This is a genomic window from Deltaproteobacteria bacterium (assembly GCA_020848905.1).
Taxonomy (GTDB): Bacteria; Myxococcota_A; Polyangia.
In genome coordinates, this window is sequence record JADLHG010000005.1 from 146,074 (window position 1) to 170,756 (window position 24,683).

The window sequence follows — 24,683 nt, forward strand, 5'->3', positions numbered from 1 at the left end:
CTCTCGAACCGCCGGAACGCCGCCGGCGAGCCCTCGAGTCCGACGCCCTGTGCTACGTTCCTGTGGACGAGCGACGCGCCAGCCAAGGAGCACCCCGTGGACGACTTCGACGATCTGGATGCCGAGCGAGAATCCCGCCGCGCTCACCTCGAGGCCCGCTTCCGCGAGCTCGAGGAGCAGGCCGAGCTCGACGAGCTGCGCCGCCGAGCCGGCATGCCGCCCGGCGAGCGCCCGGCCCGCTCGTCGCCTCCGCCGCAGGGCGCGTCGCAGGCCCCCTCCCCCGACGAGACCTCCGACCCCGGCGCCGACCCGCTCCACGAGCTGAAGTCGCGCGTGGCCGGCGCGAAGGCCAAGAAGGCGCACGACCCGAGCGCGCCCGCCCCGGAACCCCCGGCCTCCTCGGAACACCCCGGCTCCGCCCCGCGCATCGAGCGCTTCCTGCTCGTCGTCTGCCCCCACTGCGAGGCCAAGAACCGGACCCGCCTCTCGCGCCTGCGCACGCAGCTCCCCGTCTGCGGAGCCTGCAAACGGGACCTGGCCTTCGAATAGGCGAATCGGGGCTCGGACACCCAAGGGCCCGTTTGCCGCAACCCACCCACCGGCAGTAGACTCTTTCATAGATCTGGTTGCGCCGCCGACGGGGCGCGCACGGAGAAGTCGACAGCGCCGATGACGGTCACCGCCGAACAGACCCTGGCGCACCTCCGGGCCCGACACGCGGCCGCGGCCGAAGCCGCGCGCCTCAGAGCGGATCGCCTCACCTCCCTCTTGCCGCAGGCCGGCGCGCTCCTGCGGTCGCGCTACGGAGCCCGCGAGGTGATCCTCTTCGGCTCTCTGGCCAGCGGCGCGTCGAGTCCGACGAGTGACGTGGATCTCGCCGTCCGCGGTCTCGCCCCCGCGAGCTACTTCCCGGCGCTGGCCGACCTGATGGAGCTCTTCTCGGCTCCCGTGGACCTGGTCGAACTCGAGAGCGCCGGCGAAAGCCTCCGCGACCGCGTGGCCGAGGAAGGCGTGCCGCTATGAACGGGGCACTGCAACGCCTGCGCGCCGACGCGGCCGCACTCGACGTCTTCCTGCGAACCCTCCTCTCCCCCGCGAAATAGCCCATATCTACGCATCGTTCGCGAGCCGCGGCGCCGCCCGCCATTGCCCTTTCCTCTCTTTTTCGCGGTGCTATAGTCCGCCCGGCCGCAACGAAGGAGCCGAGGACCATGACGAACAATCAGCAGCTCATCGCGTGGGTCAAGGAGATGGCCTCTCTCTGCAAGCCGGAGAAGGTCCACTGGTGCGACGGCACGCAGGGGGAGTTCGACACCCTCTGCCGACAGATGGTCGAGGCCGGCACACTCATCAAGCTGAGCGAGGAGAAGCGGCCCGGCAGCTACTACTGCCGCTCCGACCCCGCGGACGTGGCGCGCGTCGAGGACCGCACCTTCATCTGCGCCAAGAACAAGGACGACGCCGGGCCCACGAACAACTGGCGCGACCCCGAGGAGATGAAGGGCCTGCTGCGCAAGCTCTTCGACGGGGCGATGCGCGGCCGCACGATGTACGTGGTTCCCTTCAGCATGGGCCCGCTCGGCTCGCACATCGCGCATATCGGCGTGCAGCTGACCGACTCGCCGTACGTGGCGGCCTCGATGCGCGTGATGACCCGCATGGGGCGCGCGGTGCTCGACACGCTCGGCGAGGGGCACTTCGTCCCCTGCCTGCACTCGGTCGGCGCGCCGCTCGACAGCGGCAAGCGCGACGTGCCGTGGCCCTGTAACGCGGAAAACAAGTATATCGTTCATTTCCCGGAAGAGCGGGCCATCTGGTCCTACGGCTCGGGCTACGGCGGAAACGCGCTCCTCGGCAAGAAGTGCTTCGCGCTGCGCATCGCCTCGGTGATGGCGCGCGAGGAGGGCTGGCTCGCCGAGCACATGTTGATCGTGGGGATCACCTCGCCCGCCGGCGTGAAGCGCTACGTCGCGGCCGCCTTCCCGAGCGCCTGCGGCAAGACGAACCTGGCCATGCTCTCGCCGACGCTCCCGGGCTGGAAGGTGGAGTGCGTGGGCGACGACATCGCCTGGATGAAGTTCGGCGCCGACGGTCGGCTCTACGCCGTGAACCCCGAGGCGGGCTTCTTCGGCGTGGCCCCCGGCACCTCGATGGACTCGAACAAGAACGCCATGCTGGCCATGACGCGAAACAGCATGTTCACCAACGTGGCGCTCACCGCCGACGGGGACGTCTGGTGGGAGGGGATGACCAGCCAGCCGCCGGCGAACCTGACGAGCTGGCTCGGCACGCCGTGGAGCCCCGACTCGGGCAAGCCCTCGGCGCACCCGAACGCGCGCTTCACGACCCCCGCGTCGCAGTGCCCGGTCATCGACCCGGCCTGGGAAGACCCAAAGGGGGTTCCCATCTCGGCCATCCTCTTCGGCGGCCGCCGCCCGACGGTGGTGCCGCTCGTGACGGAGGCCTTCAACTGGCAGCACGGCACCTTCCTGGGCGCGACGGTGGCCTCCGAGACGACGGCCGCGGCGGCCGGCGCGGTGGGCCAGCTCCGGCGTGACCCCTTCGCCATGCTCCCCTTCTGCGGCTACAATATGGGGGACTACTTCGCGCACTGGCTGAAGACCGGTCAGCGCACGGGGGTTCAGCTCCCGCGCATCTATTACGTCAACTGGTTCCGCAAGGACGACAAGGGGCGTTTCCTCTGGCCTGGCTACGGCGACAACATCCGCGTGCTGAAGTGGGTCTTCGAGCGACTCGAAGGGATGGAGCACGCCACGAAGACGCCGATCGGGATGGTCCCCTCCGAGGGCGCGATCGACGTGAGCGGCCTCGACCTGCAGCGGGACGCCATGACGGAGCTCCTGAACGTGGACCCGGCCGCCTGGCGCAAGGAGCTGCCGGGGATGCGGGAGTACTTCGGTCAGTTCGGCTCGCGCCTCCCCGCCGGTCTCTCCGACGAGGTGAACGCCCTCGAGGCACGCCTCGGCGGCTGACGCGCGCACCGCGTCCGCGCCGTTTCCACCCCGCTCTCGTCCTCTTCGCGCTCGCCCTCGCGGCCTTTCTCGCCTCCGGCTGCGCCCCGAAGGCCTCGACGGTGCTCCTGCACCTCGAGGGGGCGCCGGGCCTCGCGCCGCCGGAACTCCTCCGCCTGAACGTCTACGACGAGGACGGCCTCACCGTGGACGGGCAGACGGTCGAGCTGAAGAGCGCGGGCGAGTGGAAGAAGCTCCCGCAGTCGATGGTCCTCACCCCGGCCCGTCGCGAGGGGCGGCTGCGCCTCCTCGTGCGCGCCGCGGCGGGGGGAAAGACCGTGGGCGAAGGGGCGACGGAGGTGGCGCTGATCGCGGGGGCCGAGACCCCCTCGCTCCTCACGATCGTGCCCGGTGCGCTCGCCGACACCGACCGGGACGGCGTCCCCGACGTGATCGATCGATGCGTGGACCGCCCGAACCCGCGCCAGGGGGCGTGCACCGAGCGCGACGGAGGCAAGCCGACCGATGGAGGGCCTCCGGACGGCGCACCCCGCGACGGCGCCCGCCCGGATGCGCCGCGACTCGACGGCGCGCTGCCCCCGGACGGGCCGCGTCCGCCCGACCCGATCCGCATCATCACCTTTGAAGACGGGCAGCTCGTGCACCCGCTCACCGGCGTCGAGAGCACCTCCGGGACGGTGGACCTCGAGTCCACCAAGCCCCTCCGCGGGAAGTTCTCGGCCCTCGTCCCCGGCAACAAGGACAGCTACCTGCACCAGAGCCTCGCCCCGGCGAAGGACCTCTACGTCACCTTCACCATGCGGCTCGAGGAGCTGCCGCCGGGGACGACGCGCTTTCTGAACGTGAGCGCGAGCGGCTCCAGCCTCGGAAACCTCCAGCTCCGCAGCTCGGGCAAGATCGTGCTGCGGCTCTCCTCGGACACCGTCGGATACGAGGTGGGCCCGCTCGTGGTCGGGACGCTCTACCGGCTGGGCCTGCACCAGCGCGCCGGGAGCGGCAAGGACGGCGTGCTCGAGGCCTACCTGGCCGTCGGGGACGCCCCCTTCGGCGCCCCCTTCGCGGGGCTCAAGGACGGCAAGTGGACCTCCGCTGCGGACGGGGTCCGCCTCGGAGCCACCTCCGGGGACGAGATCGACGCCACGTTCGACGACCTCACGCTGGACCGCGCGGCGCTGCACTGAGCTGCGCAGGAGCCCGTGCCGCGGCCGGCGCCCCCTCGCGCGTCGCCGTGGTTCTCCTTGCCGACCCCCAAATTTGAGATTAGTCTTGAAGTATTAGGATCGTCAGTCCACAGGCGCGACCGGTAGCAGGAGGGAGGGGGGCCGGTTGTCCCCGCCCCGAAGCTCCCGTGCGCGCGGCGAGCCCGGACGTGGGATCCATGATTCCCGTGGCCTGGACGCCGCGCCCCGCGCCGGACCCCCTGGCACAGGTTCTGCTTCGACACGACCGCATGTGGTGGCCTGGCCGTGGATCCTTCCGATGCGCTCCGCGGCCCTCGACCGGCCCGTTCGCACGCTCCCGGGAAGGTGTCCCTGCCGGAGGAGCCAGGTGCTGAAGCTCTCCATCGCCGCGCAGCTCTGCTTCTTCGGAGGGCTCGGCGCCGCGTGCCTGTTCGACCTGCGGAACCGGCGCGTGCCGAACGCCCTGACCGTGGGCCTGGCCGCGGCCGGGCTGGTGGCGCGCGGGCTGGAGCTCGGGCTGGGGTCAATCGTCCCCGGCCTCGGCGGCGCCGCGGCGGGACTCGCCCTGCTCTTTCTCCCTTTTCACCGGGGCTGGGTCGGCGGCGGAGACGTGAAGCTCCTGGCCGCGATCGGCGCCTGGCTCGGCCCGCTGGCCCTCCTTCGCGCCTGGCTCGCCGCGGCGGTCCTCGGCGGCCTCCTCGCCGGTGTCTACTGGCTGCGCAGCCGCCCCGAGGAGCGGCGCACGATCGGGCTCAACGTCCGCCTCTCCCTGGCCCTGGGGAGCGTGGTGGCCGAGACCGACCGCCCCCGCCAGGCCTGCCCGCCCTACGCGCTGGCCCTCGCCGGAGGCGCGCTCGTGCAGGTCTTCTTTTTCGGAGGGGGCCATGCCCTCTAGAACGCCCCGGCAGACGCACCGCCGGGGCCTTCGCCGCGAGGACGGCTCCGTGGCGGTCGAGGTGGCGATCGGCATGCCGATATTGCTCATGGTGCTCATCGGGATCACCATGGTGGCCCATGGGCTCACCGTGCGCTTCGTGATCACCGGCGCCGCCTACGACGCCGCCCGGGCCTGCGGCCTGGCCAAGACGCCGACGGTGGACTGCGCGCAGGCCGTCGTGGACGCCAAGCTCGGGGGCACGAGCAACCGCTGGTGCAACGCGACGGCGGTGAGCGTGCGACAGAACGCCATCCCCGACGTGCCCCTCGTGCAGAGCCTGCAGGTCTTCGTGGTCTGCGAGCTGAAGGCCACGCTCGGCACGGAGATGCTCCGGCCGTACAACGCAGAGATCACCCAGGTGCGCGCGAGCGCAGAGCTGCCCTACTAGGAGACCGGCCATGGAGCTCGACCTTCAGAAATCCAGGCGCCGCCCGAGCGGGCTCGCGACCGTGGGCTTCATGGTGGGCGCGGTGCTCTTCGCCGCGCTGGCCGGCGTGCTCGTCTCGTCGATGCTCGGCAAGAAGTACGCGACCGAGCCCGTGGCGCCGGTGGTGGTGGCGCTCCGCGACCTTCCCTCCGGCCGGCCACTCACGGCGCAGGATCTGAGCCTCGCGAACTGGCCCATCTCCGCCATGCCGCGCGGGACCGCGTCGTCGGTGGCCGGGCTCCTCCGCACCGCGGGCGTGACGCTCGTGCCCCTCGCCAAGGGGCAGCCGGTCCTCGCCAGCCAGCTCGCCGAGAAAGGGAGCGGCCTCGGCGTGGCCTCGATGATCCCGCCCAGCATGCGCGCCATGGCCATCCGCACCGACGACCCCGTCGCCCTCGGCTCGCTCCTCTATCCGGGCGCCGTGGTGGACGTGATCGTCACCCTGCAACGCTCGTCGATGCGCGAGGAGAACTCGGTGACCACGCGCACGGTGCTGCAGCAGGTGAAGGTGCTCGCCGTGGGCGAGGACACCGACCCGGTCACCTCGGCCCAGCGGCTGCTCGCGCGCCGCACCGCGACGCAGGGCAACATGTCCATGCTCAGCTCGTCCGCGAACGACATGAAGGGGGTCGTCACGTTGCTGGTGAAGCCCGACGAGGCCGAACGTCTCGCGCTCGCCTCGCGGCAGGGGCGCGTGAACCTCGTGATGCGGAGCCCGGACGACCGCAACCGGGTCGACACGCAGGGGGCGACGCCGGGGGTCCTGATGGGGCAGAATCCCCAGGCCCAGGTGGATGGCCAGCCGGACGGCCCCGGCGCCATGGCCTCGGGCGCCGCGGCGCACCCCGAGCCGAAGTCGCGGCGGAGCAGCAAGCCCGTGCGGCGGGTGAGCCGGCGCATCATCACGCCCCCGCCCACGGCCAAGACTCCGGAGCAACCCAAGAGCTCGAGCGGAATGGTGATCTATCGTGGATCGGCTCCTCAGCAGTGAGCGCGTGCGCGCTCGCGTGGCAACCGTGAGTCGGAGCGCGCTCGTCCGGAGCGCGGTCGGGCTCCTGCTGCTCCTCGTCAGCGGCCCGGCGCAGGCCCTCAACATCGACGTGTCGCTGCGCGGGACGCGCGTGGTGCGCCTGCGCCAGCCCGCCACGCAGCTCAGCCTCGGGGACGTGGAGGTGGCCGAGGTGAAGCTCGTCGCCCCGACGCAGCTCCTCATCAGCGGGCGCAAGCTCGGACAGACCGTGCTCACCATCTGGCAGGGAAACCGGCCCACGAACCACGTGATCCGCGTGACCGTGCCCATCGACGGGGTCGAGGAGAAGCTCGCCGCCATCCTGCCCAACGAGCAGATCAAGCTCGAGGCGATGGGGCGCACCATCGTGCTCACGGGCCGCGTGAGCGACCCGGTGGTCTCCGAGCGCGCGCAGAAGCTCGTGGACGCGCACCTGCAGGGGATGGGGCAGCAGGCCCGCGTGCTGAACTTCCTCACCATCCGCGGGCGCCAGCAGGTGCAGCTCCGGGTGAAGATCGCCGAGGTCTCGAGGCAGGCGCTGCGCCAGATGGGGGTGAACCTCTGGGGGCGCCGCGGGGACTACTCGGGGGGGCTCACCTCGCCGGGTAACCGGCTCGCGACCGAGCTCGCCCCCGACCTCGGGCCGCGCGGGAATCAGCTCCAGGTGGGCGGCGCGAGCGTCCCCGGCACCCCCCAGGCCGCGGCGCAGGCCTCGGACACGCTGCCGCTCCTCATCGCCCCTTTCGCGGCCGACTCCTTCGGCCTCTTCTTCGCCGCGGGCGGGGCGCTCCCGCTCTCGGTCGCGGTCAGCCTGCTCCAGGGCTACGGCCTGGCCAAGATCCTCTCCGAGCCGACGCTCGTGACCTACTCCGGGCAACAGGCGCAGTTTCTCGCCGGCGGCGAGTTCCCGGTCCCGGTCCCGCAGGCGCTCGGCCAGACCTCCATCGAGTACAAGAAATTCGGTGTGCAGCTTTCTTTCTCACCGACCGTGCTGGGGGGCGAGCAGATCCACCTCAAGGTCTCCGTCTCGGTGAGCGAGCGCGACCAGGGCGGGGCCGTGCTGCTGAACGGCGTGAGCGTACCGTCGCTGACCACGCGCCACACGGAGACCACCGTGCGCATGAAGAACGGCCAGGCCTTCGCCATCGCCGGGCTGCTCCAGGACCGCATCGAGGCGCAGAACTCGAAGATCCCGCTCCTCGGCGACCTCCCCATCCTGGGCATGTTCTTCCGCAGCAAGAGCTTCGTGCGCCGCGAGGCGGAGCTCGTGATTCTCGTGCGCGCGCAGCTCGTGCAGCCGCTCAACCCCGGAGAGGTCCCGCCGCTCCCCGGCGACGACGAGATCTCCGACCCGGGGGCGCTGGCCTTCTTCCTGCTCGGCAGCATCGATCCGCGCATCAAGGTCGAAAAGAAGGAGACGGGCCCGGCGGGGCCCTATGGGTATTCGCAATGAACGCATCGAAACCACGTCGCGGCGGCAGCCGCCAGGACTCCGGTCGCATCTCGCTGGCGAAGACGAGCATCGTCTCGCCGGAGCAGGTCAAGCAGCTCCGCTCGAAGCGCGGCCTGCGGCCGGTGCCGACCTCCGAGAACCGCGGCATGCTGGTGGTCTTCTTCTCCGCCCACGGCGGGACGGGGAGCACGACCCTCGCGACCAACGTGGGGGCGATCCACGCGGCGGCCGGTCGTCCCACCTGCATGGTGGACTTCGACCTGCAGTTCGGGCACGTGCTGACGCACCTCGGGCTGCACGGGCACCGGCCGCTCTCGCACTTCGCCGGGCTCATGCAGGGCGAGGACGACGAGATGGCCACCGCCACCTTCCCGCGCCACCACTCGGGCCTCTGCGCCCTCTCGCAGGTGGGGCACATGGAGGAGCTCGGCCAGCTCGACGCGCAGATCATCGAGGGGCTCGTCAACAAGCTGACGAACAGCTTCGAGCTGACGATCATCGACGGCATCCGCGACTTCTCCGACCACGCGCTGGCCGTGCTCGACCGCGCCGACCGCATCGTGCTCGTCGCCACGCAGGACGTCCCCGCGATCCGCGGCGTGCAGATGCGGCTGAAGATCCTGCGCCAGCTCAACTACGACACCTCGAAGGTCATGCTGGTGCTCAACCGCTACAGCAAGGGGAATCAGGTCACCCTGAGCGCGATCGAGGAAGCCCTCGGCATCGCCCCGAGCATGACCATCGTGAACGACTTCAAGCGCGTGCACGGGGCGATCAACGGGGGTCAGCTCCTCGCCGAGGTGAGCCGGACGGCGCCCGTCACGCGGCAGGTCGAGCGGCTGGCCCAGCTCTTCCTCGTAGCCGACGCGCCGATCCCCGCGCCGCGCAGCGCCCGCGGCAAGGATCGCTCGCTCTGGTCCCGCATCGTCAGGAGGCATAAGTAATGAAGGTCGCAGGGCGGCTCTCGGGCCGCGGTGGGGCCGGCGGAGGCCCCACGGACCGCGAGAAGGGGGGGGCCGAGCGGGGGCTCGCGCCGGGGGTCGTCGCCGACCTCGACGCCGTCCTGGCCAGCCTGCACGACGAGGTGGTGGACCGCCTCGACGTGGCGAGCCTCCGGCACCTGGAGCCCGCGCAGCTGCGCGAGCGCGTGAGTCAGCTCGTCCGCCAGCTCCTGCAGTCGCGGCACACCGTGCTCTCGGAGCGCCAGCAGGATCAGATCACCACCTCGATCGTGGACGAGATCACGGGGCTCGGGCCGCTCGAGCCCTTGCTCGCGGACCCGTCGGTGAGCGACATCCTGGTCAACACCTTCGCCGCCGTCTTCGTCGAGCGCGGCGGAAACCTCGAACGCACCAACGTGCGCTTTCGCGACAACGAGCACCTGATCCACACCATCAACCGCATCGTGGGGCGCGTCGGGCGTCGTATCGACGAGGCCTCGCCGATGGTCGACGCGCGGCTCCCCGACGGCTCCCGCGTCAACGCGATCATTCCGCCGCTGGCGCTCGATGGGCCGCTGCTCTCCATCCGGCGCTTCGGCAAGCACCTCGTCTCGGTCAAGGAGCTCCACCAGCACGGGAGCCTGACCCGCAACATGGCGCTCTACCTGAAGAGCGCCGTGCGCGCGCGCTGCAACATCCTGATCAGCGGCGGGACGGGGGCCGGCAAGACCACGCTGCTGAACGCGCTCTCGGGCTTCATCCCCTCGCGCGAGCGCATCGTGACCATCGAGGACTCGGCGGAGCTCAAGCTGCAGCAGGAGCACGTCGCGCGGCTCGAGACGCGTCCGCCGAACATCGAGGGGAAGGGCGAGATTGGGATCCGCGAGCTCGTTCGCAACGCGCTGCGCATGCGTCCCGACCGCATCATCGTGGGCGAGGTGCGCGGCGCCGAGGTGCTGGACATGGTCCAGGCCATGAACACCGGCCACGAGGGCTCCCTCGCGACGATCCACGCCAACGCGCCGTCGGACGTCTCGACGCGCCTGCTCTCGATGTTCGGCTTCGCCGCCACCAACATCTCGGAGCCGATGGTGCTGCAGATGGTGGCGCGCGCGATCCACCTCGTGGTCCAGGTCAGCCGCATGACCGACGGACGGCGGCGCGTCACCTCGATCAGCGAGGTGGCCGGGATCAAGAACGGCGAGATGGCCCTCAACGAGGTCTTCAGCTACGAGCAATGGGGGGTGGACCCCAACGGGCGCGTGCAGGGGGACTTCGCCTGCTCGGGGCACTCGATCCTGGCGGCGCGTTTCCGTGCGGCGGGGGTCCCCTTCGACCTCGAGGAGGGAGGGCCCCCCCGATGACGCTGGCGCAGGCCATCGGACTTCTCGCCGCGCTCGCGCTCTTTTGCGCGCTGCAGGCCCTCTTCTGGATCTGGCGCGGCCAGCGCAGCCAGCGCAACTGGCTCATCCGCGAGCGGCTGCAGGGGGCCGCCGAGGAAGACGTCTCGCTGCTGCGCCAGGAGCGCGCGCACGTGAAGGGCCTCCTCGGCCGGCTCGACGCCATGCACCGCCTGCAACGGGCGCTGATCCAGGCTGGCATGACCATCTCCGTGGGGAGCTTCCTCGTCGCGGGCGGAGTCGCCGTGGTGACCGTGGGGCTGCTCGCGACGCTCATCTCCGGCAGCGGTCTTTCGGGGTTCGTCTTCTCGCTGCTCGTGGTGCTGCTCACCTGGCTCTACCTCGTGCGCGCCCGCACCCAGCGCCTCGAGCTGCTCGAGACGCAGCTCCCGCGCGCCCTCGAGCTCATGATCTACTCCCTGCGCGCCGGCCACAGCCTCGAGGAATCGATCCGCTTCTCGTCGCTCGAGCTTCCCGACCCGCTCGGCGCCGAGCTCCAGCGCGTGGCCGAGCAACAGCACCTCGGGCGTCCCGTCGAGCAGGCGCTGCTCCAGTTCGGCGCGCGGTACCCGCGAAGCGATGCGCTCCGCACGCTCGTCGAGGCGGTGCTGGTGCTCAAGCAGGCCGGCGGCAACGTGGTCTACGTGATGGAGCAGCTCATCCTGACGCTGCGTTCGCAGGCGGCGTACCAGGCGCGCTACCGCGCCCTCACCGCCGAGGGGCGCACCTCGGGCGCGATCCTCGGCCTGCTCCCCGTGATCATCGCGCTGACCGTGCTCCTGATTCAGCCCAACTATCTGGACGCGCTCGTAGCCGACAGCTCCGGGCGCTCGGTACTCATGGTGGCCGTGTCCCTGTGGCTCGTCGGGGTGCTCTGGCTCCGCCAGCTCGTACGTCCGGCGCTGTAGAGGAGAAGCCGTGCCGACCTTCGTCACCGTCGCTGCCTTCGCCGCCTGCGGGATCAGCGCCCTGCTCTTCCTCCTGCTCGGCGTGCGCCACTACCTGCGCCAGCCACGCGAGGAGAAGGAGGAGGCCCCGAGCGTCGCGCTGCGCGCCGTGGCCGGAGGCGGCAAGCCCGGCAGCACGGCGAAGCAGCTACAGGACCGGCTGGTGCGCGCTGGCATCTACACGCAGGAGTCGGTGGACCTCTTCTACACCGTGCGGATGACCGTCCTCGGCGTCGGCGTGGTCCTCGCCGCGATCGCCGGCTTCGTGGTCGGCAACGTCGGCGGCGCTGCGCTGCTCTGCTCGGCCGTCGTCGCCCTCGCGGTCCTGGCCCCCGGCTGGTGGCTCGACCAGCGCTCCGCCGCCCGGCAGCTTGCCCTCTCGCGAGCTCTGCCGAACTTTCTCGACCTGCTCGTGATCTGCCTCGACGCGGGGCTCTCGCTCGAGCAGTCGCTCCTGCGCATCGTCTCGCGCGCCACCGCCGAGGGGGACGTCCTGCGCAGCGAGCTGGCCATCACGCTCGGCGAGATGCAGGCGGGCGTGCCGACGGCCACCGCGTTTCGCAAGTTCGCCGCGCGGGTGGGGAGCGAGGACGCCAACAGCCTGGCCGTGGCCATCGCGGGTGCGACCCAGCTCGGCGCCAGCATCACCGAGGTCCTGCGCGGCTACGCGCTCAACCTGCGGCAGAGCCGCCTGACCCAGCTCGACGAAGGGGCCGGCAAGGCCAGCGCGCGGATCAGTCTGCCGCTCGCGGTGTGCCTCTTGCCGGCGATCCTGATCTTGCTCGTGGGGCCCGCGGGGCTCCTTCTTTACCGCTCGTTCTAGAAGGAAGCGTCATGATCGTTCTCTCGCCACGCACGCTCCGTCTCTTCTCCGCCCGCGGCGTGGCGCTCGCGGCCTTGCTCGGCGGCTGCGCCTCGAGCACGACCCAGGGCCCGCGCGAGGCGACGGCCCAAGAGGTGCGCGACATGCGGCAGACCATGGCCGAGTCGCTCGTGGCCCAGCGCTACTACGACCAGGCGCTGCCCTACCTGAAGGAGCTCGTGACGCGCACCCCCCGGCAACCGCGCGTCCACCTGCTCCTCGGCATCGTGCTGCGCGAGAAGGGGATGCTGGCCCCGGCGGAGGTCGAGCTCCGGCAGGCGCTGGCCCTCGCCCCGCAGAGCGCCGCGGTGCACGCCGCGCTCGGCAACCTCTACAGCCGTCAGCGGCGGCTCCTCCAGGCCGAACGGTCGCATCGGCAGGCGGTCAAGCTCGCCCCCGGTGAGGCGCAGTACCACAACGACCTCGGCTTCTGTCTCATTCTAGAACGAAGGTTCGCCGACGCCCGGGCGGTCCTGCTCGAGGCCATTCGCCTGGACCCGGGGCTGCGGCGGGCCTACAACAACCTCGGCCTCGCGCACGGACTCGAGGGGGACCTCGAGGCGGCCCTCAAGGCCTTCAGTCAGGCGGGGAGCCGGGCCATGGCGCTCACGAACCTCGGCTTCATCGAAGAGATGCGGGGCCGGCCGATGTCGGCCCGTCGGTACTACGAGCGCGCGCTCCAGACCCAGGCGGGCTACGGCCCGGCGCTGAAGAACCTGCGGGCCCTCGAACGGAGCGCGGCGGCACCCCCGGCCGAGCAGCCCGAGCGGCCACGCGAAGAGGAGATGGAACTATGAGACGTGGACTTCTCTGGCTCGGCGCGGCGGGGCTTCTCGCGGCCTCGGGCTGCGGCACGACCCATCTCGCCCCCGACACGGGGGAGGCGTTCAAGGCCGTCTTCGCCAAGCAGAGCAAGCACCGCGAGAAGGACGACGCGGAGGGCGGCATGGAGGCGGAGCTAGGGCAGGTCGCGGCCACGAACCTGTTGCGGCCGGCTCGCGGCGCAGGCGCCGGCCTGACGGGCGGCGGCGGGGGCGGGATGCAGGGCTTCCTCCCCACGCCGACCCTGCCTCAACCGGGCGCCCCAGCCACCTCGGCGCCCCCCTCCACGGCCACCACGCCCGACCTCGGGCTGCCGATCATGAGGTAGCGGCGAACGCATGCAGCAGCCCACGCCCCACGCCGCGCGACGCTCTCGACGACGACCCGACCTCGCCGTCGACGGGGAGCGCGGGGCCGCTCTGGCGGTGATCGCGGTGTGGATCTCCGTCAGCGTGGGCTTCACCGTCGCCATATCGGTGCTCGGACGCGTGATGGCCGAGCGGCGCGCGCTCCAGTCGGTGGCCGACGGCATGGCGCTGACGGGAGCGCACCTCTTGCAGAACGTGCCCGGCCCCTTGAATGCCGAGGCCATGATGGCGATCGCGCAGCGGAACCTGAGCTTCCCGGTCACTCCGCTCTACAACGTCTCGCGCGACACGACGAACCACACCGTCTCGATCCAGGTAGATCTCGTGGGCCAGATCCAGGCCGGCGGGGCGTGGCTCCCCGAGCCGCTCGTGCGAAGCTGGTTCCCGGCGGGGATTCCGCGCATCACCGCCAACGCGCGGGCTCAGTTCAACGAGGTGGAGGTCTTCGAGGACTGGCCCGCGGTGGTGCTGGTGATCGACTCGTCCTCGTCGATGGCCATGCAGGTCGCGGGCGACGACACCCGCTCGACCTTCGAGGTCCTGAAGCAGCTCGTGGTGGCCTACGTCGGCGCCACGCTCCCCGTGCGCAACGGACTCGTGATCTTCAACGAGGGGGTGCGGCGGACGGTCGAGGTCTCGGCGGAGCACGCGAACAACGTGGCCGCCGTGCAAGAGGCCATGGACAGCGTTTCGCCGGGCGGGAGCACGAACACGAAGGAGGCGCTCAACCGGGCACGCGAGCTGCTCTCGGGGGTGCAGGGGGGCCGAAACATCATTCTCATGACCGACGGCGATCCGACCGACGGAGGCGGCATCCTCGGCAGCTTCATCTGCTGGCCCTGGGACTGGGACTGCCACTACCGCGCGGCACGCGAATCGGGAAGGAACGTGCGCCAGATGCCCCCCAACGGCGCGGCGCTCTTTGCCGTGGAGACCGCTCGCGAGGGGGCCCCGGCCGACGCCTCGCGCCTGCTCCAGCAGATCGGCGGGTGGGCCATGAGCGAGGGAAGCGACCCCAGCATGTACTTTCGGCTGACCAACTACGCCGACATCGCCGGGTTCATTCGCGCGCTGACCCGCGCCATCTGCGCCTTCGGTCCGCTAACTGCGGGTCCGAACCCGGCCGACCTCGAAGGCCCGAACCCCAAGGTCACCGTGGCCATCAAGGACTCGACGGGAGCCGAGATCCTGCTGCCAAAGATCGAAGACCGCAACACCGTGCCCGACACGACGCCGGGCTACCAATACGTCATCACCGCCGAGGGAGCGCGCGTCTTGCTCACGCTGAAGTCCTGCGGCGAACTCGGGGCGGATCCGGCGCGGCGCCTGATGGTGCGCTGGAACTCGCCTCACATCGTAGCCCCCCAACTCGTCACAGCACCCTGACCGGGGAAGAGGAGGAGACCGAATGCTTCGCAGCTTGAAGCGCCTGTGGAAGAACGAAGACGCGGCCTCGGCGACCGAATACGGCGTCGTGGTGGCCATCGTGGCCCTCGGCCTGATCATCACGCTCATCGCCTTCCGCGACAAGCTGGCGGCGATGTTCACCCGGGCAGGTAACGCGGTGGACGGAGTCGGGCCAGAGGGAGGGGGCGGCGGCGGCAGCTAGCGCTACTTGCTCGCGAACTGGTCTTCCTTGTCGCGAAAGAGCACGTTGAAGGTGGTGAGCGTGCCGTAGCACTTCGAGATGTACTGCTGCAGCTCGACCTTCTCCTGGTCGGTGAGCTTGTCGTGGGCGTTCAGCTTCGCCTCGAGCACGCGCAGGCGGTCTCGGAGCATCACCACCTTGTGGAAGAAGGACTCGAGCGGCACCTCCTTCGCCTGTAGCGACGGGTCGGCTGGCTTCATCACGAGCGAGCCCCCCTCCCATCGGCCGCCCATCGGCGGGTAACCAAAGAGCGTCTCCTCTTCGAGGAGCTCGCGCAGCACTTGCTTCAGGCCGTTACGGTCCACGCTGATCTCTCCGTCGGTGTCTCCGGTAGTGGGGCGCGCGAGGGTCGCGCGCGCGGGGCCAGCCGATTTCTGCACGGCCCGCGGTTGCCGCGCCGAACGCGCCTTCTGGTCCGGGACGCGCACCTGCTGCGCCCGGCTGCTCCGCACCTGGAAGACGTGGCAGTAGGGGAGCGATTCGGGGATGAGGCCGAGCTCGGGGCGGAAGCGGCAGCGGCCGAGGATCTGGCCGTCTGCGTCGCGTCCTTCCCCGGAGAAGGAGATGCAGTCGGCGCACACGGCTTCGGGTAGGTCGCTCATCGGGCCGGAGCATAGCGGCACCCTCGGGGGCAGGGCAAGGAGCGCGGCGGACAGGAGCGCGGCGGGGCTTGTCGGGCGACGCTCACCGCGGCTGGGGCTCGCCGAGCTGCGCGCGGAAGAAGTCCACCACCGCGCTGTAGAGGCGCACGGTGAAGAGCGCGTCGGGCACGAGGTGGGTGAAGTTGAGCAGCGGCAGAAAGGCGTGCGGGCGCGCCGCGCGAAAGAGCGCGTCCGAGAGGCGCAGGCTGTGGCTAAAGGTCACGTTGTCGTCGCTCGTGCCGTGGACGAGCAGGAGCGGCCGGGAGAGCCTCGGCGCATGCGTGAGAAGCGACGCCTCGCGATAGACGGCGGGGGCCTCGGCGGGGAGGCCGAGGTAGCGCTCGGTGTAGTGCGTGTCGTAGTCGAGCCAGTCCGCGACGGCCGCCACGGCCACGCCGGCGCGATAGACCTCCGGCCGCTTCAGCACCGCAAGCGCCGCGAGGTAGCCGCCGAAGGACCAGCCGAAGACGCCGACCCGAGCGAGGTCGAGCTCGGGGTAGCGCGCCCCGAGGGCCCGTAGCCCCGCCGCCTGGTCCTCGAGCGGGAGCGTGCCGAAGGCCCCCTTGAGCGCCCGCTCGAAGGCGCGTCCGCGTGCCGGAGTCCCGCGCCCGTCCAGACAGACCACCACGAAGCCCTGGTCCGCAACCCATTGATAGAGCAGGTAGCGCGACGGCGAGGCGGTGACGGTCTGGTGGTGCGGGCCGCCGTAGACGTAGGCCACGACCGGATACCGGAGCGCGGGGTCGAAGGCGCGGGGTCGGACGAGCGCAGTGTGGAAGCGATGCGGACCCACGGTCACCGAGGTCAGCTCGAGCCGCGGGGCGAAGGGAGGTCGCTCTGCCACGGAGCGAAGCCGGCCCCGCTCGCCCCCCTCGGGGGAAAGGACGGTGATTCGCCGGGGAAGCTCCGGCCCCTCGCCCGTCACGACGAGCGTGCCGCTCTCCTCGCTCACCGTGGCGCCGTGCTCTCCCGGCTCGCGGGTGAGCCGCCGTACCTCCCGCGTCTCGCCGTCGAGCGGAACCGCGTAGAGGTGCTGCTCGGTGGGCGTGGGGCTGGCCTGGACGAACGCCACGCGCCGGCGCCGGTCGAGACCGAGGAGCTGGCGATAGCCGAGCTCGGCGGGCACGAGGGTGCGCAGCCGGGCCCCTTTGCCATCGCGGAGCTCGAGCGTCCAGGCCCCGTCCCGTTCGGTCGACCAGAGGAAGGCGCGTCCCCCGTCGATCCAGCGGGGGACCGAGGGGTCGAGGTTGAGCCAGGCCGGGTCGCGCTCCTCGAGGAGGAGCTCCGTCGCGCCGGTCGTCGCATCGACCGTGAGCACGCGGAGCTCGGTCTGGCGCCGGCTCTGCACGACCAGCGTCAGGGGGGCGCCCTTCTCCCAGCGCGCGGCGGCGAGGTAGGGGAAGCGCGCGCGGTCCCAGCTCACCCAGCGGAGGGTCCCGCCGTGCGTGGGCAGGATGCCGAGCCGGACCTCCGCGTTCTTTCGTCCGGCCCGCGGATAGGCCGCGCGATGCGGCTCCTGCGTCGGCGCTCCGAGGTCCCCGAGGTGCACGGCCTCCATCCCGTCGGTGCGCGTCTCTTGCACCGCGAGGGCCTTGCCGTCGGGGGACCACCAGAAGCCGCGCATCCGGCCCATCTCTTCCTGGGCCACGAACTCGGCCAGGCCGTAGGTCACCGACGGCTTCTCCCGCGTGGTGAGGCGCAGCTCGAGCCGTCGCGCCACGTCGTAGACGTAGACGTCTCCGCCGCGGACGTAGGCCACGCGCTCTCCGTCGGGCGAGAAGCGCGGGTCGAGCCGGACGCCCCGCGGACCGGCGAGCTCTTCGACGCGACCGGTAGCCCGCTCGACCAGAAAGAGCCGGTTCGAGAGCGGCACGAGGAGGCGCTTGCCGTCGGACGAGAGCTGGAAGCCGACGATCCCGCGCGTCACGAGGCGCATGCGCTCACGTCGAGACCGCTCCTCGGCGCTGAGCGCCTCGTCGGCGCCGCGAAGCAGCTGTTCGGCGGTCAGGAGCACCCGCTCGCGCCCGATCGAGAGGTCGTGCTCGTAGAGGCTCTGCACGAGACTCCGCGCCGGCGCGCGCAGAAAGAGCACGGCCCTTCCGTCGGGGGTCACGGCGAAGCTCGTCGGGTGCCCCTGGCGGAAGCGAAAGGTCGCCGCGTACTGGGCGAGAAAGCCGACGTCGCGAGGGGTGACGGGTGACGGACTCGACGCGCGCACCGAGGCCGCGTGCTGCACGCCGGGAGGTCGGCAGGCGAAGAGCGCCGGAGCGCAGGCGAGGCAGAGCGCGACCACGGTCCGGAACAGGTGGAGCGCGCGACGGGCTTGCGATGGCAGAGCTACGCGATTCATGGGGGCTGCGGCTCTCCCTCGAGGTGCTGGCGTATCGTGTATCATGGGTGGGTCCGTTCAAGGAGGATCGGGTGAGCGACGGCGGGCGTAGCAGGCAGCACCTCGGGTTCGCCGCGGCGGTGGCCCTCCTCGCCCTCGGAGGGTGCAAGACCCAGCCGACCACCGCGAAGCCCCAGGTCGCCGCATCCATCTTTCCGATCTACGACCTCGCGCGACAGGTGGCCGGGGACCGGCTGGAGGTGGCCCTGATCCTGCCGGCGGGGCGCTCGGAGCACAGCTACGACCCGTCGCCGAAGGAGATGGCCCGGCTCGCGCGCTCGAAGCTCGTCGTGGCGGTGGGCCTCGAGCTGGACCGCTGGCTGGAGCGCCTGGTGGGGAGCGCGGCCGACCACGCGGTCCCCGTGCTGGAGCTCGGGCCCCGGGCCGAACCGCGGCGGTTCACGCACGCGGAGGTCAGCGCCGAGGAGCCGGCCGGGAAGGCGGGCACCGAGGAGGAGGGCCACGAGCACGGCGAGAAGCACGCGCACGGCGAGAAGCACGCGCACGGCGAGAAGCACGCGCACGGCGAGAAGCACGCGCACCATCACGGGGCGGTCGACCCGCACTTCTGGCTGGACCCCGTGCGGGCCAGGCAGGTGCTGCCCGCTCTGGCCGAGGCCTTCGCGAAGCTCGATCCCCAGGGCGCCGCGGGCTTTCGCGAACGCGCGCGGTCCGTCGGCGCTCGGCTGGAGGCGCTGCACCAGCGCATTCTTGTAAAGGCCAAGAGCTGGAAGCACCGCACCATCGTCACCTTCCACGGCTCGATGGGCTACTACGCGGCCCGCTACGGCCTGACCATCGCCGCGGTGATCGAGCCTCTGCCCGGCCGCGAGCCGACCCCGCGCTATCTCGCGGCGGTCCTCGGAGCCATCTCGCGCAGCAAGGCCGCCGCGCTCTTCTCGGAGCCGCAGCTCGACCGCCGCCCGGCCGAGGTCATCGCCAAACAGGCGCGCGTGCCGCTCTTCGAGCTCGACCCCGTCGGCGGCTCGGGCGCACGCGACAGCTACGAGAAGCTCCTCGACCACGACACCGACGTGCTGTCGCGAGCCCTCCAGTGAGCCACGCGAGCGCCTCGTGCCGCTGCTTCACCCTCCCCGAGGCCAGCCAGCCCAAGGTCTTCGAAGCGCGCGCCGTGACGGTGGAGCTCGGAGGGCGCCGCATCCTGGACGACATCTCGTTCTGGATCCCGAAGGGGGAATTCGTCTGCCTCTGCGGCCCGAACGGCGCGGGCAAGAGCACGCTCCTCAAGACCATCCTGGGGCTCATCCAGCCCCTCCGCGGATCGATCCACGTCCTCGGCGAGCCGCCGCACCGAGGCAGTCGCCAGGTGGGCTACGTCCCCCAGCGCAAGAGCTTCGACCGCGACTTTCCGGCGACCGCGCTCGACCTGATCGTGGCCAACCTGCGCGGCACCTGGCCCTGGCGCGTGCGACCGGCGGAGCGCGAGCGTGCCGTGCAGGTGCTCCGTCGCGTCGGCGGCGAGAAGCTGCTGGAGCGCCGGCTCTGCGACCTCTCGGGGGGCGAGGCCCAGCGCGTCTTCCTGGCCCGCGCGCTCGTGACCGACCCCGCGCTGATGATCCTCGACGAGCCCACCGCCGGGGTGGACGTGCGCGGACGCGCCGAGTTCCTCGAGCTGCTCGCCGAGATCTCCGCCTCCGACGAGCTCGCCGCCATCCTGGTCACGCACAACCTGGCCGCCGTCTCCCGCTGCGCCGAACGCGTGGTCTATCTCGAGGGCAAGCTCCTGGCCTGGGGCCTGCCGCACGAGCTCCTCGGCGACCAGAGCTACGCGGGGCTGACCCATCCGAGCTCGCCCGGGACGAGCCAGCCGGGCGTGCAGCCCGCGCGCGAGCCGAGCGCCCCGAACGCCCTCGCCTACCCCGACGAGGACTGAGCGCCCGTGACCTGGCTCCTCGAACCGCTGTCGCAGGGCTTCATGGTGCGCGCGCTCGTGGCGGGCATGCTCGTGGGCGGGCTCTGCGCCACCATCGGCGTCTTCGTCGTGCAGCGCGGAATGGCCTTCATCGGGGACGGCCTGGCCCACGCGGCCTTCGGCGGCATCGCTCTCGGCCTCGTCCTGCAGCTCGCCCCCGAACGCGCGACCTGGATCGCCCTGCCCTTCACGGTGCTCATCGCCCTCGGCATCGGCTACGTGCTCCGCCGCGGCAAGCTCCGCGGCGACGTGGCCACGGGCGTCTTCTTCTCCGTCTCGTTCGCGCTCGGCGTGCTCCTCCTCGGGCTTCGCCCCACCGACGCGCCGCCGGTGAACGTGGAGAGCGTGCTCTTCGGCAGCATCCTGGCCATCTCGCGCCAGGACCTGTGGGTCATCGGCGGGGTCGCCGCCGCCACCGCCCTCGCACTCCTCGCGCTCTGGAGCCGCCTGGCCTATGCCACCTTCGACCCCGAGCTCGCCTCGCTCTCGGGGGTCCCGGTGGCCGCGCTCGACTACACGCTCCTCGCGCTCACCGCCGTCGTGACCGTCGTGTCGGTCAAGACCGTGGGGATCGCCCTCGTCAGCTCGTTCGTGGTGATCCCGGCGGCGACCGCACGCATGCTGGGGCGCAGCATCGGCCGCGTAGCGCTGCTCGCCGTGCTCGTCGGCGTCCTCGGCGCGGCGGCGGGCCTCGTCCTCTCGTACCACCTGAACGTGGCCAGCGGCGCGACGATCATCCTCACGCTCGGCGCCGTCTTCGGCCTGGTGCTGGCGACGCGCCGGGGGGGGTGAACTGCGGCCCGGAGCCCTCGAGCAGCCACTCCCCCTGCGCCCTGCTACGGCAGATGCATGCGCTTACCCGCCGTGTGGCAGGAGTTGCAGGAGCCGTCGTTGGCGGCCTGCTTCATGGTCGAGATCTCCGGGCACTTGCTCGCGAGGATGGTGATCGGGAAGGTCACGGCCGTCAGCGTGTGAAAGCTCCCGTCCGCGGCCGTCACGAGGTCTAGCTGCTTCTTGGCCGCGTCCACGATCCGGATCGTCGCTCCGCCCACGGGTTTCGTTCCGTTCGCGTCATTGTAGAGGTTGCCCGCGATGGTCCAGCGGCGACTCGCCGGCTGACTCTTGTGGCAGCTCAGGCAGTCCTGGCCGGCCTTGTGCGAGCTCTTCGTCGCGGTCTTGCCCGGCAGGCACGCCCCGGCATCGGCGTTGGTCCCGCCGCCGTCGGCCTTGGTCCCGCCGCCGTCGGCCTTAGTCCCGCCGCCGTCGGCCCTTGGCCCGCCACTGTCGGAAGTCGGCGCCTGACCGTCGGAGGTCGGCGCCTTGCCATCGGCCGCGGGGCCCGCGCCGTCGGCCATCGCCGACTGGTCCCCACCGGCCGCGCCATCGGTGGCCGCGCCCCCGTCGCCGGTGGTGCTGCTCGACCCGCCACACGCGGCCAGAAAGAGCACGGCAACTCCAGCCGTGATGCCTCGCACGAACGTCATGTCTATGGTCCCTCCGTAGTGATACTTCACCATCGCACTCCGCCCGGCGACGGAACAACCCGGGGGTGGAGGCCCCAGGAGTGCCGACCCCAGGCGCCAGGGTGTCACTTGGTGGTGCACTGTCCCGAAACGCAGACCGCCGCGTCTCCCACGGTCTGACTCAGGCACCGTGGACACCCCAGGGCGCGGCACGCACCTCGCGCGGCCTGGCGTTTCAAGATCGCCGCGTAGGCCGCGCGATTCACGGCCCCTCGGCGGTGCACTCCGCAGGGCGGGCAACGGCACGCGTCGAGCGGCTCGAGCACGCAGTCCACGTCCACGCGACACGCGGTCTCCGGACCGCGTCGACCCGCCGGGCGCGCCCCCCGGCCGCACTGGCCACACGCGCGGTAGCCGGCCTTCACGGCCTCGGCCTCGTCGCGAAAGAGCACCGTGCAGTGCTTGCAGGCGTAGGCCGAGCACCCCGGGCGATGAAAGACCTTCGCCCGCGTGTTCCCGTGCAGGGGGCCCACCGCGCTCGGCACCGGGGTGCGCGTCGGGTCCGCACCCGACCGACCCGGCCTCGTCGCGGGAGTCGCCTCGGGCGCCGGACCCTGTCCCCGCTTCGCCCGCCGGAAGTTCCAGGGAGGCGTGGGACTCGCGTCCGCCCACAGCCCGCGCCGGGCGGCCTTCGCTTCCGCCTCCAGCCGCGCCAGCGCCGGGCTCTTGTTGTAATGGGTGTAGTGCCAGGCCAGCCCGGCCCTGAGGAGCGCCTCGTTCACGCTCTTGCCCTCTACGAAGACCCAGCCCACCGTACGCCCGTACTTGTCGGTCGTCGCGACGCGCACGGTGACGCTCTTGGCGAAGACCAGCCCCGAGGTGAAGAGCTTCGCCTGCGTGCCGAAGGGCTGGTCCTTCTCGGGGGCGTCCACCGCCTCGAATCGAATCTTCACCGGCCGTTGATCCCGGAGCACGGTGATCGTGTCCCCGTCGGCCACGCCCACCACCTTGCCCTGGAATTCCTCGGCGCGTGCGCTGGTGGCGCAGCCTACGCCGAGGAGCGCGGCGACGAACCCGAGGTACCTTGGATGGGGAGACATGACCTCGAGAGTACCACGGCGAGGGCTCCCCTCAGAGAGATGCTACCGGGGCGACGGCGTCTTCGCCGCCCCCGCATCGCGGCGCACATCGCGACTTCCGGCATCGCGCGCCCCCGCCTCGGGTGCGGCCACGCCCCCATCGCGACCCCCGTCCATCCCCGCGCCAGCGTCCGTGCGCCGCGGCTCGCTGCACCCGCCCTCCGCCTCCGGTCGCCGCGCCGTGACCACCGGCTCGTCGGGCTGCACGAGGTTCGTGACGCCGCCCATCAGGTTCGTGATGAAGGGACGCAGGTGCTCGAGCTTCTTGTCGCGGTCGACGGCCACCGCCTTGCGGAGCCAGCGCTTATAGGTCTCGTCGTAGACGGTGTTCACGTAGACGGGCAGGTACCGCACGCCGTTCAGGAAGGCGCGCCCCGCCACCGGCTTGGTGACCCCGAGGTAGAGGATCACCGTCGAGCGCTTGGCCGTCCCCACCTGTCCCGAGAAGAAGTTCCCGAGGCTGTAGATCACGAAGGTCTCGCGTCCGTCGGCGGTCACGTGGCGCTCCATGGGCTGGAGCACGTGCGGATGTCCGCCGATCACCGCGTCGGCGCCGGCCTCGAGCGCCTCGAGAGCCAGGGTGCGCTGCGCCTTGGTGGGCGCCGTCATGTACTCGATCCCCCAGTGCGGGGCGACGATCACGAGGTCCACGTCGGGGCGTGCGCGCCAGGCGGCGACGTCGGCGAGGATCGTCTCGCGGTCGAGGAGCGAGACCTGCCGGTAGGGATCCTCGAGCCCGTTCGTGTCGTAGGTGTACGCGAGAACCGCGATCCGGATGCCGTGGCTCTCGAGCAGCACGCCGCGATGCGCGCTGTCCAGGGTTTCGCCCTTCACCACCGTCCCCACGTGCGCCAGCCCGACCGCGTCCAGCGCGGCGATCGTCGCGTCCGCCCCCGCCGAGCGCCGGTCGAGCGCGTGGTTGTTCGCCGTGGTCACGACGTCGATCCCCAGGGACTTCACCGTGCGCGCGAACGAGGGGTGGGCGTTGAACATCGGCCAGCCCGAGTAGACGGAGCCGTCGTAGAGGTCTTTCTCCTTCAGCACCTGCTCCTTGCCAGCCGAGTTCAGGTTGCGCGCGAGCGGCACCTCGAGGTTGGCCAGCGTCAGATCCGCCTCGGCCAGGTCACCCTCGATCTCGCCGAAGAAGACGCGGTACGCCGCGGCGCCTCGCGCCTCCGCATCCGGCTCTTCCGGGTCGGCCAGCGCCTCCGCCATGGTCTGGATCGAATCGTGGAGCAGGAGGTCGCCGACCGCGGCCAGCGTGATGCGTCGCCCCGGCTCGCAGGCCCGGTCGAAGAAGATCGGCCCCACCGTCAGCCCGTCGGCCTTCCCACGCGCGAGCGCGTCGATGACCTCGCCCCCCTGCTCGTCATCGCGACTCGGGCCGCTCCGACCGAGGCCGTCCTCTACCGCGCGACAGCCAGCCCCTACGAGCGCGAGGCCCAGCACCAGCCCGCGCAGACTCCATCGTCGCCGCACCGCTCGTCGCATCCGCCTGGCAGGCCTCCCGTACGGCGAGCCCTACTCAAGCTTCGTGCCACGGCGCCGCACCCCCTAAGTCCTCGGCGACCCTCGACTGTGGTGTGCGACGCGCGCGGCTGGGTGCCGCAAATGCGATGGTCGGGGCCCCGCCCCTCTCGATCCCGGACACCCCGTCGCTCTCTCGGGCCCGGCGGCGCGCCGTGCGATCAGGGGAGCGGCTCGGCGGCGGGTAGCTCCTCCCCTCCGAGGGACCGGACCCGCGTGAGGAGCTCCTCCTCGGTCAGCTCGTCGACCCAGACGTTCTCGTCCTGTTCGTTGAAGCCGTGGGTGATGCCGAGCAGCAGATGGACCGCGCGCTCCCACTGCTTGTCGCTCGACGAGAAGCGCTGGACCTCGAGCCCCCCCGCTGGTGTCGGAAAGATGACCACCGGCACGCCGTCCACGAGAAGAAAACGCGCCCGCCGTCGATCCGCTGCCTCCTCGGCGGCGGAGCTGGCCGGAGCGCCGTTTCCCTGCCCCGGCAGCCCGCTTGGCAGCGCGAAGGAGGGCGGCCTCGGACGCCCGGGTGCAGGCTCTCGTCGCTCCGAGGCTGCGTCGTGGTTTGCTGGTCTGGCGATCGCCTTCTTGGGAGCCTGCTTCACCGTCGTC

The 24,683-nt window shown here is 71.3% G+C and carries 25 protein-coding genes; 19 read left to right on the forward strand and 6 right to left on the reverse strand.

Annotated features, from left to right (window positions below):
- The first annotated feature begins 96 nt into the window (after window positions 1-96).
- From IT371_03600 to IT371_03675, 16 genes are all read left to right on the forward strand, one after another.
- On the forward strand, window positions 97-549 hold the full coding sequence (locus tag IT371_03600; protein ID MCC6746716.1) for a hypothetical protein: 453 nt from the start codon (window positions 97-99) through the stop codon (window positions 547-549).
- A gap of 120 nt (window positions 550-669) precedes the next feature.
- Window positions 670-1,023: a nucleotidyltransferase domain-containing protein gene (locus IT371_03605; protein MCC6746717.1), complete on the forward strand. Its 354-nt coding sequence runs from the start codon at window positions 670-672 to the stop codon at window positions 1,021-1,023.
- Window positions 1,024-1,211: 188 nt separating this feature from the next.
- Entirely contained in the window at window positions 1,212-2,993 is a 1,782-nt protein-coding gene (locus IT371_03610) for a phosphoenolpyruvate carboxykinase (GTP) (protein ID MCC6746718.1), read from the forward strand.
- 101 nt (window positions 2,994-3,094) lie between these two features.
- Window positions 3,095-4,174 carry a hypothetical protein gene (locus IT371_03615; protein ID MCC6746719.1) on the forward strand — a complete coding sequence of 360 codons (1,080 nt, stop codon included), beginning with the start codon at window positions 3,095-3,097 and terminating at the stop codon, window positions 4,172-4,174.
- 298 nt (window positions 4,175-4,472) lie between these two features.
- The gene (locus IT371_03620) at window positions 4,473-5,069 is read left to right on the forward strand and encodes a prepilin peptidase (protein ID MCC6746720.1); all 597 of its coding nucleotides are present in this window, start codon (window positions 4,473-4,475) and stop codon (window positions 5,067-5,069) included.
- A complete protein-coding gene (locus IT371_03625) occupies window positions 5,059-5,499 on the forward strand; it encodes a pilus assembly protein (GenBank protein MCC6746721.1) in 441 nt (146 codons plus the stop codon). Before IT371_03620 ends, IT371_03625 begins: the two co-directional genes overlap by 11 nt.
- A 10-nt stretch (window positions 5,500-5,509) precedes the next feature.
- Window positions 5,510-6,529, forward strand: coding sequence for a Flp pilus assembly protein CpaB (gene cpaB, locus IT371_03630; protein ID MCC6746722.1), 1,020 nt, complete (start codon window positions 5,510-5,512; stop codon window positions 6,527-6,529).
- A complete protein-coding gene (locus IT371_03635) occupies window positions 6,507-8,000 on the forward strand; it encodes a type II and III secretion system protein family protein (protein MCC6746723.1) in 1,494 nt (497 codons plus the stop codon). The genes cpaB and IT371_03635 overlap by 23 nt, the downstream gene beginning before the upstream one ends.
- Entirely contained in the window at window positions 7,997-8,944 is a 948-nt protein-coding gene (locus IT371_03640; GenBank protein MCC6746724.1) for a hypothetical protein, read from the forward strand. Before IT371_03635 ends, IT371_03640 begins: the two co-directional genes overlap by 4 nt.
- A complete protein-coding gene (locus tag IT371_03645) occupies window positions 8,944-10,305 on the forward strand; it encodes a CpaF family protein (GenBank protein MCC6746725.1) in 1,362 nt (453 codons plus the stop codon). Before IT371_03640 ends, IT371_03645 begins: the two co-directional genes overlap by 1 nt.
- Window positions 10,302-11,249 carry a type II secretion system F family protein gene (locus IT371_03650; GenBank protein MCC6746726.1) on the forward strand — a complete coding sequence of 316 codons (948 nt, stop codon included), beginning with the start codon at window positions 10,302-10,304 and terminating at the stop codon, window positions 11,247-11,249. Before IT371_03645 ends, IT371_03650 begins: the two co-directional genes overlap by 4 nt.
- 10 nt (window positions 11,250-11,259) lie before the next feature.
- A complete protein-coding gene (locus IT371_03655) occupies window positions 11,260-12,111 on the forward strand; it encodes a type II secretion system F family protein (GenBank protein ID MCC6746727.1) in 852 nt (283 codons plus the stop codon).
- 11 nt (window positions 12,112-12,122) lie between these two features.
- The gene (locus tag IT371_03660; GenBank protein MCC6746728.1) at window positions 12,123-12,947 is read left to right on the forward strand and encodes a tetratricopeptide repeat protein; all 825 of its coding nucleotides are present in this window, start codon (window positions 12,123-12,125) and stop codon (window positions 12,945-12,947) included.
- Entirely contained in the window at window positions 12,944-13,300 is a 357-nt protein-coding gene (locus IT371_03665; GenBank protein ID MCC6746729.1) for a hypothetical protein, read from the forward strand. The genes IT371_03660 and IT371_03665 overlap by 4 nt, the downstream gene beginning before the upstream one ends.
- Before the next feature lie 10 nt (window positions 13,301-13,310).
- On the forward strand, window positions 13,311-14,726 hold the full coding sequence (locus IT371_03670; protein ID MCC6746730.1) for a VWA domain-containing protein: 1,416 nt from the start codon (window positions 13,311-13,313) through the stop codon (window positions 14,724-14,726).
- A gap of 22 nt (window positions 14,727-14,748) precedes the next feature.
- Complete coding sequence (locus IT371_03675; protein ID MCC6746731.1) at window positions 14,749-14,949, forward strand: Flp family type IVb pilin; 201 nt, start codon at window positions 14,749-14,751, stop codon at window positions 14,947-14,949.
- 2 nt (window positions 14,950-14,951) lie between these two features.
- Here IT371_03675 and IT371_03680 read toward each other — a convergent pair whose 3' ends face one another.
- A complete protein-coding gene (locus tag IT371_03680; GenBank protein MCC6746732.1) occupies window positions 14,952-15,590 on the reverse strand; it encodes a hypothetical protein in 639 nt (212 codons plus the stop codon).
- Window positions 15,591-15,672: 82 nt separating this feature from the next.
- Window positions 15,673-17,979 (reverse strand): DPP IV N-terminal domain-containing protein, encoded by a 2,307-nt coding sequence (locus IT371_03685; GenBank protein ID MCC6746733.1) that lies wholly within the window; start codon window positions 17,977-17,979, stop codon window positions 15,673-15,675.
- A gap of 71 nt (window positions 17,980-18,050) precedes the next feature.
- On the opposite strand from IT371_03685, the gene IT371_03690 reads away from it, so the two are divergent.
- From IT371_03690 to IT371_03700, 3 genes are read left to right on the forward strand one after another with little or no spacing between them, the layout of a single operon-like run.
- A complete protein-coding gene (locus IT371_03690; GenBank protein ID MCC6746734.1) occupies window positions 18,051-19,076 on the forward strand; it encodes a zinc ABC transporter substrate-binding protein in 1,026 nt (341 codons plus the stop codon).
- Complete coding sequence (locus tag IT371_03695; protein ID MCC6746735.1) at window positions 19,073-19,912, forward strand: ABC transporter ATP-binding protein; 840 nt, start codon at window positions 19,073-19,075, stop codon at window positions 19,910-19,912. The genes IT371_03690 and IT371_03695 overlap by 4 nt, the downstream gene beginning before the upstream one ends.
- Before the next feature lie 42 nt (window positions 19,913-19,954).
- The gene (locus tag IT371_03700) at window positions 19,955-20,743 is read left to right on the forward strand and encodes a metal ABC transporter permease (GenBank protein MCC6746736.1); all 789 of its coding nucleotides are present in this window, start codon (window positions 19,955-19,957) and stop codon (window positions 20,741-20,743) included.
- A 44-nt stretch (window positions 20,744-20,787) separates the two neighbouring features.
- Here the strand turns inward: IT371_03700 and IT371_03705 are convergent, their stop codons facing one another.
- The 4 genes from IT371_03705 to IT371_03720 all read right to left on the reverse strand — a co-directional run bounded on the left by IT371_03705 (window position 20,788) and on the right by IT371_03720 (window position 24,676).
- Window positions 20,788-21,435 (reverse strand): hypothetical protein, encoded by a 648-nt coding sequence (locus IT371_03705; protein ID MCC6746737.1) that lies wholly within the window; start codon window positions 21,433-21,435, stop codon window positions 20,788-20,790.
- A gap of 104 nt (window positions 21,436-21,539) precedes the next feature.
- Window positions 21,540-22,514, reverse strand: a complete 975-nt coding sequence (locus tag IT371_03710; GenBank protein ID MCC6746738.1) for a thermonuclease family protein — start codon at window positions 22,512-22,514, stop codon at window positions 21,540-21,542.
- Between the two features lie 42 nt (window positions 22,515-22,556).
- On the reverse strand, window positions 22,557-24,032 hold the full coding sequence (locus IT371_03715) for a CapA family protein (protein ID MCC6746739.1): 1,476 nt from the start codon (window positions 24,030-24,032) through the stop codon (window positions 22,557-22,559).
- 209 nt (window positions 24,033-24,241) lie between these two features.
- Complete coding sequence (locus tag IT371_03720; GenBank protein ID MCC6746740.1) at window positions 24,242-24,676, reverse strand: hypothetical protein; 435 nt, start codon at window positions 24,674-24,676, stop codon at window positions 24,242-24,244.
- Window positions 24,677-24,683 lie beyond the last annotated feature (7 nt).